Origin of the sequence: Desulfonatronospira sp. (assembly GCA_003563255.1) — a bacterium.
In the GTDB taxonomy this organism is placed as follows: Bacteria; Desulfobacterota; Desulfovibrionia; order Desulfovibrionales; family Desulfonatronovibrionaceae; genus Desulfonatronospira.
On record PWSL01000077.1, the window covers coordinates 1 to 8950 of the forward strand.

Genomic DNA, 8950 nt, shown 5'->3' on the forward strand with positions numbered 1-8950 from the left:
CGTCCACCAATGATCCAGCACTCACTTTTGAATACTATTTTTTCTGGTATTTCTCCATTGCCAAAAGTGAGTGCTGGATCCAGATACGCTCCCACGCAGAGCGTGGGAGCGATAAGAAAAACTTCCGTGTCCTTCCGTGTGTTCCGTGGGCAAAAGCTCTTGGCTTTCTTTGAAAATGAAGCAACATGTTGTTCCGACATTTGTGCTAAGCGCCTACAGCATATCATCCAGGGACAAGGCTTTGAACTGTGCCTTGTATTGCTGATGCGAGGCCAGGATATTGCCGGCTTTTCTGCGAAGCCCGGCCAGGTTGATGTTTTTCCTGTTCAGTTTCACTTCAGCGAAAAAGAGCTTTTGTTCCATGTCATTGACCGCCACTATATCGATCTCATTGGTGTTTCCCCGTTCCCATGAAGGTCCGATGCGGTTGAACCGGCCAGACAATTCCATTTCGTGAAGGAAATACTTTTCCAGAAATGGACCGCAAAAGGTATCCAGGTCCCGCTGTACAATACGGCGTACATAATCAAGGTTGCCCATCTCCACGGCGCTTAAATTTTTGAAAATAAAGCGAAACCAGAAATTGAGGAAATTATCCTCTATGGCGTATTTCAGATTCCTGCTGCCGGGTTTGGCAAAAAGCGGCCTGACCTTGTGGATGATGCCGTAGTCTTTCTCCAGTCGGTCCAGGTGTCCGCCGATGTTTCTGCCCAGGATACTTTCCATTTCAGGCCTGGCAGTCCTGGAGCCGGCAATAAGGGAGAGAATGGAAAAGTAGGTTGCATGGTCCCGTCCAAATTCATCAATCAATACATCCCGGCCCTCGTACAGAAAGAAGGAATGCTCATCCAGCACGGCCTGGATCATCCTGTCCAGATTCATGGCCTGTTGATCCACCAACAGTTCAATATACTTGGCGATTCCTCCTGTGAGCATGAAGAAGCACAAAAGATCCATGGGTGAAAAATCCGGATTATGATCTTTTATTATCTGTTTGAGGACCGCCGTACTCAGAGGCTTGAGCACAATCTTCCTGTCCGCCCGGCCATAAAGGGGTTCTTTGCTGTTTTCAAAGATCTTCTTCATCAGGGAATAAACTGACCCGCAAAGCACCAGGTTCATTTTTGAGCGTTCTTTGTATGTGTCCCAGAGATGCTGAATTTCCGAGTACACAGACGGGTTGACCGTGCTGAATTCCTGGAATTCATCAATGGCCAGGGTAAACGAGCGGCTGACGGAAAGCTGCAGGAGGTATTCGAATACCTGGGAGAACTTTGAAAGATTGCCGATGATTTTCACACCCAGTGAGTCCTGAATGATTCTGCAGTACTCCTCACAAAGCAGAGCTTCACTCTTTTTGGCCACAAAAAAATAGACAAGCTCATCAGAGGCAAAGGCCTCTCTGATGAGCCTGGTCTTGCCCACTCTTCTCCGGCCGACCACAAAGGTCATCCTGCCTGCCTGAGCGGCCTGCCTGCGGGTATCCCGCAGCGTCTTCAATTCGGTTTCCCTGTCATAAAACTGCATGGATTTACCCCTGATTTATGAAACCATGGTTACAGTAATGTCCGTTACAATAACCGTTTCCCAGGATATGGTCAATAAAAAAATAAAACTATACGTAACCATCGCAAATAGTCCTTTCCTCCGGAGATAAACGAGATCGTGGACACCGCACTGCAGCCGGCGGAGGATAAGGATGAGCGCTACAAAAGGGTCCGGGATATGCACCAGGCCCTGGAGTAAGAGGTGCAGAAGCTTCAGGAGAAGGAGCGTCTCCAGGAAGCCTCCCGATAGTGCTTAGCGAGGGACAGTCCCCAGGCCTGGTGCCAGGGACTAAAACTGAGTACCTCCTGAATGCTTACTCACAAAACCTTGCAAAATGTCCCAAATTATGCTCCAACCACAATCAGATGACAATCTTGCCGCTTTGGTTAATCTGGCTATAAAAAACCAGCTGAAAATTATGCTCAACGGAATCAACAAGACCAAACGAAAGTTGCACGAGCTGGAGCAGGAAATAGAATGAGCACCAATGAGTTCTATGACCTGCATTTATCCGGGAAGCTTGGAGACGACATCAAATACATCCGATGGGCTGGTGAATATGAGACCCTGAAGAAGCTTGAGCAGGACTACCAAGCCCTCGGATGAACCATGAATGAGGCATTTATGCTTAATGTTCAACAGTATCTGATAAATAATTCCTTGGATGATCTGGCTCTGGAGTTTGGGGTCAAGATCAGTACCTATGCTGATCGTGTAGTTTTAAATTATTCCATGATCGACTCTCCGCGTTTTCATCCTGTCTGCGATGAGTGCAGGGGGTTGATCCTCTCCTTGGATGATCTGGGCATTCTTTCCAGATCTTTTGATCGCTTTTACAACTATGGCGAAAGCTTAGAGCATAAGGGGATTGATTTCAACACCCTGGTTGCCATGGACAAGGAAGACGGCAGCCTGATCAACGTCTACCACGATGGTATCAGGTGGAATGCGGCCTCCCGAAAGCTGGCGTTTGCTGAGGGGAATACGGATTCAGGCGGTATTTTTTTTGATCTGTTTTGTCAGGCCCTGGACTGTGATATACAGAAGGCCTTTTCTAACCTGCCCTGGGAAAATACATATATTTTTGAGCTCTGTTCACGCCAGAATCGGATAGTCAAACGCTACGACGCACCTCAGGCTTATTTTCTGGCAGCCAGGGACAAGTATACTGGAGAGTATGCCGGGTTTGACACGACAGCCGAGTTGTCCAGGATTATTGCCAGGCAGGGTGCTTCTGTTATTCTCCCTGGGACATACAGGTTTTCTTCTCTTGCGGAGATCATGGATGCCATGAAAGCACTTGACACCCTTGACGAGGGATATGTCTGCGTTGACGAGGCAACAGGGCTTCGCCTCAAGATCAAGAACCCGGCGTATCTTGCCGTCTATCATCTTAGAGAAAATGGGAGTATCAGCCCAAAACGGATCGTGAGCCTCATCTTTATGAACGATCATGAGGAGTATCTGACTTATTTTGAGGAAGACAGGAAGTATTTCCAGCCTTACATCCTCGCCTATCAACGATTAATGGACAATATCCGGGAAAACTACGCTCGCTTCAAAGATATTGAAAACCAGAAGGAATATGCCCTGGCCGTCAAGGATCTGGCAGTGAAAGACATTCTATTTCAGTTACGTCGCGGTCGATCCATAGAGCAAGTGTTTGATTCACTGTTTGAACATAAGAAAGTAGAGCTTATTGAAGCATTTCTATGAGGTAACAGTGAAGCCCTCTTTTATTTAGGCCAGGGTCGCTGAGACAAGGTTTACGCTGAAGTGGACGGGTCCTGGGGCTGGATGTTTTTTTTTATTCGCCGTGATACATAATCAATCATTTTGATCATGAGTTCAGGCAGGTCTTCCTGCTGACGATAGACCATATAAAAGCCTTGACTTAATTCTCCCTCCTTCAGCTCTATGGGGACCACTTCATTACCCAGCAATTCCTGGCGAAGCATGAATTCCGGCATGAGCGAGAAGCCCATGCCGGCCTGGACCATGGATTTAATGGCCTGGTTGCTTTCTGAAAAGCATACATGCTTGAACTGCTTCAGGGTCAGGCGATGCCTCTTCAAGAATTCGGTGAATTCTATGTAGATTCCTGCCCCTTCTTCTCTTAATACCAAGGGAGTCTTTACAAGCTCCTTTATGGAAAAAGGTCCTGGATTATCTGAATGATTTCGGCCCTTGAACAAAACAAGAGGAGCCCGGCCGATTTCCCTGGACTGCAGACCTTTGTTCTGAGGGTTCACCCCGGTAATTCCCAGATCAAAAATACCGTTTAATAGCCCCTGAAAGATTTTTTCGCATTTCAGGACGCTCAGGGCCACCCGTGTATCGGGGTATTTGTTCTGAAGGGAATTGAGGATTTCCTGAAAGAGGTATTCCCCGGCAATAAAACAGGTGCCCAGGCGCAGGGTAGCCATGAGCCTGTCTGCATGCCGGTCCATGCTCTGAAACAGTTCTGCCTGCAGTGTTTCCAGTTTGACGGCGTATTCGTAAACAGTCCCGCCTTCCTGGGTGAGTTTAATCCTGCCTTTTTCCCGAATGAGCAGGGGGACTTTGAAATAGTTTTCCAGGGCCTGGATCTGGAGGCTTACAGCGGGTTGAGTCAGGTATAGTCTTGTTGCTGTTTTGGAAAAACTCTTCTGGTCCACCACTTCCTTGAAGGTCTTCAAGGCATAAAGGTTGAGTTCCATTGGGCCACCTTTTTCCGTGTTTTGCTTGCAACCTTTTACATAGCAGCCTTGAAGCCCTTAGTCCATAGAAAAAAAGTAACCATTCAGGGAGGCCCTTGCTGGTGATTGCCGGCAATCACACCTCAGTCGTGACCGAGCTCTGTCCCTTCAGTACTGCCTGTACAGGTTCACATAACCTCGCTTTTGACTTTTTTTATTTGTGCAGGAAATGTGTCGCGGGGTCTGTCCTCGGGCCGGTATCCCGCGTCCCCTGAATGGTTACATAGAAAGTCGCTCCGGGATTACAGGAAGTCTGCGTTTCGCGCAAACCGGCGTCATTGCCCGGAGGGATGGAGGAAAAATCATCCTGCCCGCGCTGGACGCAGAGGAGGCAGTCAATAGAATTGTTCTGATCTGTACGCAGCATGTTCAGCAGCAGAAATGCTGGTATGCAGACGTCTTAAGTATTGGAGGTCCGGTGTTTGCCTCGCCGGACCCCCCGGATGTGCTTTTTGATGTCTCAGGGTTAGAAGGAAGGTATCTGTTTAGCGCTTTGCGTATGGCACGGGGACTGGCTCTCCCCACACTTATTTTTTAAACATGTCAACCATCCTTCAGAAAAATAAGTGCGGGGGTGCCTGTCCCCTGCTTTCCTAAAAAGCGCTAAACAGATACAAAGGAAGCAACATTAAGTTTAAGGCTATCTAAGCCAATCCACATGCTGCTCACATTCATCCATACTTACAGGCCTCATAGCATGGCACTCCATACAGTTTTCCTTGCCATGGGTGTAGGGTTGCATATTGTCGTGACAGCGCATACAGGTTTCCACGTTTTCATGGGGTTGATGTTCTTTCTCAAAGGCACCTGTGTCAGCCAGCTTATTGAGCATGTCAACGGTTTTAATCACGCAATCTGCAGTGAGACCGCCACATCTGTGTTTTCTTTCCTCGGAGCCGCGGGCTACGCCTGCTTCCTTCATCCACTTGGTCACAGAGACGTGACACAGGCTGGAGTCCACGGGTACCTTGGGCAGGTTCATGCCTGCGGGCTGGTATTCCGGGAAGGGAAACTTCATGTACCAGGCCATGAGTTCGTCGCACAGTTTGCCTTTGGTCTGGTTGTCCACGGGCATGGCCCCGATAAGTGTCAGGGGCGGTACCAGGGCTCCACAGATGGAGGCCCAGCCGGTGCGTACCCCGGAAGAAAAGACCCAGAACATGGAAATGGGGAAATGGGTGTAGGGTTCACCTACTTCCTGAGCCAGATAGCCGAACAGACCGTCGGCTGCTCCCGGGCCTCAGCCGCCCCTTTCCATGTAGGACTTGAAGGCCATCTCTGCGGCGATGTCCTTATCCAGCTTCTTGTAGGGAAAATCACCGGTAATGGCTGCACCGGCCTGCCCGGCTCCCAGCAGGGAATGACTGGCGAAACCCATTGTTCCGGCAACAGCCACTCCGGCCATGGTGGTGCCCATGCCCTTTAAAAAACTTCTCCTGGAATTGTGATGTGCCTGACTTTGCATAAAAACCTCCTTAATTGGTTCCTGGGTTGAAAAGATGACCAGAAATAAACACTGGGAATAGTCTAATGGTCAGTTGAGATATTAGTAATTTGTACCAAATAAAATGGTCAAATTAAAAAAACTTATGGGCTCATAAAAGAGATTTATATCACAAGTCAGGCATATTTTTGCCTCAATGGCAAACCTGAAACCAAGCCGGGAAAAAACTTCTGTTTGTAGTCACTGAATATTATCGCGCTTAATTTGTATAAAATCCAAGATGATATCTGTAAGGCCTGGCAAAACAAAGGAGGTGTGACATGTCAATTCAGTCCGCTACCAGTTAATATCTGACTTTTGCAGTTGCGTCATATCACTACAGCGAAACTTATAAAACTTTACAACCTGTCAAAATTGGGGACAGGCACTTTTGCCGGTTGCTAATTTGCAAATGCTTCAAAAATTATGCGGCAAAAGAGCCAGTCCCCGGAGGTCAATAAATAAGTTTCGCTGTAGTGATATAAAGCCTTGACAGAAACTTATGTTTGCACTACTAAAAAAAGTGGAGGGACATGGAGACTCAGACAGGCTGGAACCTCGACCTTTGCTGCCACTGCTGCCACCGGGATGCCCCCGTGCTGTCCGAAGAATCAACCAAATCAGAAAGACGCAATGCTCTCTGGAGGAACAACCCATGCAGGTAAGTGTTACTTGCGAAAAGGATATTTTTATCCTGAGCCTGGAAGGCAGGCTGGACCACAAGGGTGCCTCGGACCTTGAAGACGCTTTAACGGCACTGCCGGGAGAGCCGAGTCATCTGATTCTGGACATGCAGGGCGTGGACTACCTCTCGAGCATGGGCATCCGCTCCCTTATTGCCTGGGAGAAAATTCTTAAAAAACGTTCCGGAGCGATCATTTTATGCGGGTTGCCCCCCGGGGGCGCTCAAATCCTGCGGGTTGCCGGTCTGCTTGATCTGTTCCGGACGGCCGGGAATCTGGACACGGCCCTGGGCCTTGTGTCCGGAGCCACGCGTCCGCAAGCCGGGGAATCCTTTGTCAGTAATGCTGTTTTCTACAGCATCGTCCATCACCCGGATCATGTCTCATGGCTCGACTGCTGGGGCTGCGAAGTATCCAAAGACCGGTCTTTGTTGCCGATCTCTCTGGAAGAACTGGGCATCAGCTTCGGCCTTTCCGGCCTGGGCGGCACTGCACAGGACGCTGAAACCGCCCTTGGTGCTTTTGTAGCCACTGGCGAGGCTGTCGCGGTTGTTCCTGCGGACAGCCGATTTCACCCGGACTGGATGCTGGGCCATGCTCCTTCAGAATCGGTTCTTTTCGTCAGGCGTGCCCTGTCTTTAACGGGTCAGCCTGCCTGCACCGTAGACGTCGCCCCGGATGCATCATCGAAGGAGCCTTTTTTCTTGCAGACCGCCCTGGAAGATATCTTTGCCCGCCTGCAAGACACTTCTGCCGGGCCGGTTTCCTGGGCCGGCTTTGTTGCTGCCGGGCGCGGGGTTGACATATCCGGAAGATTCTACCGGGATGTCCAGGAAATGGACCGTGATGTCCCTGCCGGAAAGTGCAGCTTCACTGACTGCCGTATCTTCGCCGCCGGGCTGCTTCATGTGGGGGCAGGGGAAGGTACAGGCCGGGAGGAGGCCTTTAGCAGGGATGTCCTGTCCCGATTTCTGCCTGGTGCTGACCTGTCAGAAAAGTTTGCTTCCAGGAGGATTTCCTGGGCTGCCAATGCCCTTGTTTTTGATTCCCTGGCCGTGGACGAGATCACAGCTCCTGATGAGATCAATCATTTGATCAGTCTGGATACCCTCGGCAGCGTATGCCGGCTTGAGCCTGATTCCCGGTGCGCATCTCTGAGGCTCTGGGTGTATCTGCCGAAAGCTGTTCGCACCGGCGAGGAAAAGAGACTGCGGATTGAAACGCGCGCCTGCAAGCCGCTCAGCCATGCAGGAGAAATCGTGGCCCGCAGGATATATAACGATTCCGCGCGCATGGTTTTGGAGCCCCTGGCCGGCGGGTTCAGCGCCGACACCTATCGTGTTCACAGCTATGACGCCCAGGGACGCGAACTACTGCCCACGGTCCTGAAGATCGGCGGCAAAGACTGGATCGACCGGGAAGTTTACGCCTATCACCAACATGTACAGAAATTCATTCTGAACAACAGCACGACCATCCTTGGCACCGCTGAACACGGCGACACGGCCGGCCTGCGCTACAATTTCCTGGGCATCACCGGCGCCGGCTGCAGACTGGAGATGCTCAGGGATCTTTATGCCGGCCTGCCCGAGCAGGATCTGCAATCCATTATTTACAGGGTTTTTACGAGTATTCTGAAACCATGGTACGGACAGCCCAGATGGGACATCCTGCGCCCATACATGGATCACGATCCGCGCCGGCTGTTCATGAACATCTGTACTGATGCAGAGTCTTTCCTGGGCATTTCCTCAAGCAGGCAGACACTGGCCTGTCCCGCCCTGGGCAGGGACCTGCCCAACCCCTACAATTTCCTGGAACACGGCTATACCCGTCGGGCCGGGCAAACCATGCGCTGGTATACGTCCATCATTCACGGCGACCTGAACCTGGCCAACATCCTCATGGACGACAACGACAACCTTTACGTTATTGATTTCTCGGAGACGCGGCAGGGCAATATCGTCTCCGACCTGGCCAGGCTTGAAGTCATTGCCTGCCTAGGCATGAGCAGGATCAAAGACGAGACGGACCTGCGCCGCGTGGTACATTTTGCGCAGGCCCTGGCCCAAAACGAGACCATTGATCACACGCCGGACTACGACTGTTCCCAGGATGATCCCCTGCTTGGCAAGGCTTACTCCCTGGTGCGGGTGCTGCGAAGCCTGGCCGGTAGAATGACAATTTTTGAGCATGATCCCGTTCCATACTACCTGGCCATGCTGGAATGGATCCTGCCCATGGTTTCCTACCGGGACATCACGGTCATCAGGAAGCAGGCCGCTGCGTACTGGGCCGCGATACTGGCCGAACGGATCATGGACCTTGAAAAACAGCCGGACTGAGGAGGCAGGATGTCTCCGGGCTTATAAGATGATGCGCCTTACAAAATGTCAGGAAATGAAGAATTCTGGAAAAAACCAATTACAGAAATGGAAAGATAACCATTCAGGGGGTCCTCGATGGTGACTAATGGCACAAGGCCAGGGGACTGTCCC

The 8950-nt window shown here is 50.6% G+C and carries 7 protein-coding genes; 3 read left to right on the top strand and 4 right to left on the bottom strand.

Translation table 11 applies throughout. The features are described from left to right. Positions 1-213: 213 nt before the first annotated feature. A complete protein-coding gene (locus QZP87_RS02205) occupies positions 214-1527 on the bottom strand; it encodes an ATP-binding protein (protein ID WP_291321286.1) in 1314 nt (437 codons plus the stop codon). Positions 1528-2025: 498 nt separating this feature from the next. Here QZP87_RS02205 and QZP87_RS02210 point away from each other — a divergent pair, with 498 nt between their 5' ends. Next, on the top strand, positions 2026-2154 hold the full coding sequence (locus QZP87_RS02210; protein ID WP_291321287.1) for a hypothetical protein: 129 nt from the start codon (positions 2026-2028) through the stop codon (positions 2152-2154). 3 nt (positions 2155-2157) lie between these two features. Further along, positions 2158-3264 (top strand): RNA ligase, encoded by a 1107-nt coding sequence (locus tag QZP87_RS02215; protein WP_291321288.1) that lies wholly within the window; start codon positions 2158-2160, stop codon positions 3262-3264. Positions 3265-3314: 50 nt separating this feature from the next. On the opposite strand, the gene QZP87_RS02220 is transcribed toward QZP87_RS02215, so the two are convergent. From QZP87_RS02220 to QZP87_RS02230, 3 genes are all read right to left on the bottom strand, one after another. Continuing rightward, positions 3315-4247: a LysR family transcriptional regulator gene (locus QZP87_RS02220; protein ID WP_291321289.1), complete on the bottom strand. Its 933-nt coding sequence runs from the start codon at positions 4245-4247 to the stop codon at positions 3315-3317. Between the two features lie 679 nt (positions 4248-4926). Continuing rightward, complete coding sequence (locus QZP87_RS02225) at positions 4927-5448, bottom strand: C-GCAxxG-C-C family protein (protein WP_363330975.1); 522 nt, start codon at positions 5446-5448, stop codon at positions 4927-4929. 78 nt (positions 5449-5526) lie between these two features. Then, entirely contained in the window at positions 5527-5751 is a 225-nt protein-coding gene (locus tag QZP87_RS02230; protein WP_291321290.1) for a twin-arginine translocation signal domain-containing protein, read from the bottom strand. 673 nt (positions 5752-6424) lie between these two features. Here QZP87_RS02230 and QZP87_RS02235 point away from each other — a divergent pair. Further along, positions 6425-8797: an anti-sigma factor antagonist gene (locus QZP87_RS02235; RefSeq protein WP_291321291.1), complete on the top strand. Its 2373-nt coding sequence runs from the start codon at positions 6425-6427 to the stop codon at positions 8795-8797. Positions 8798-8950: the final 153 nt, after the last annotated feature.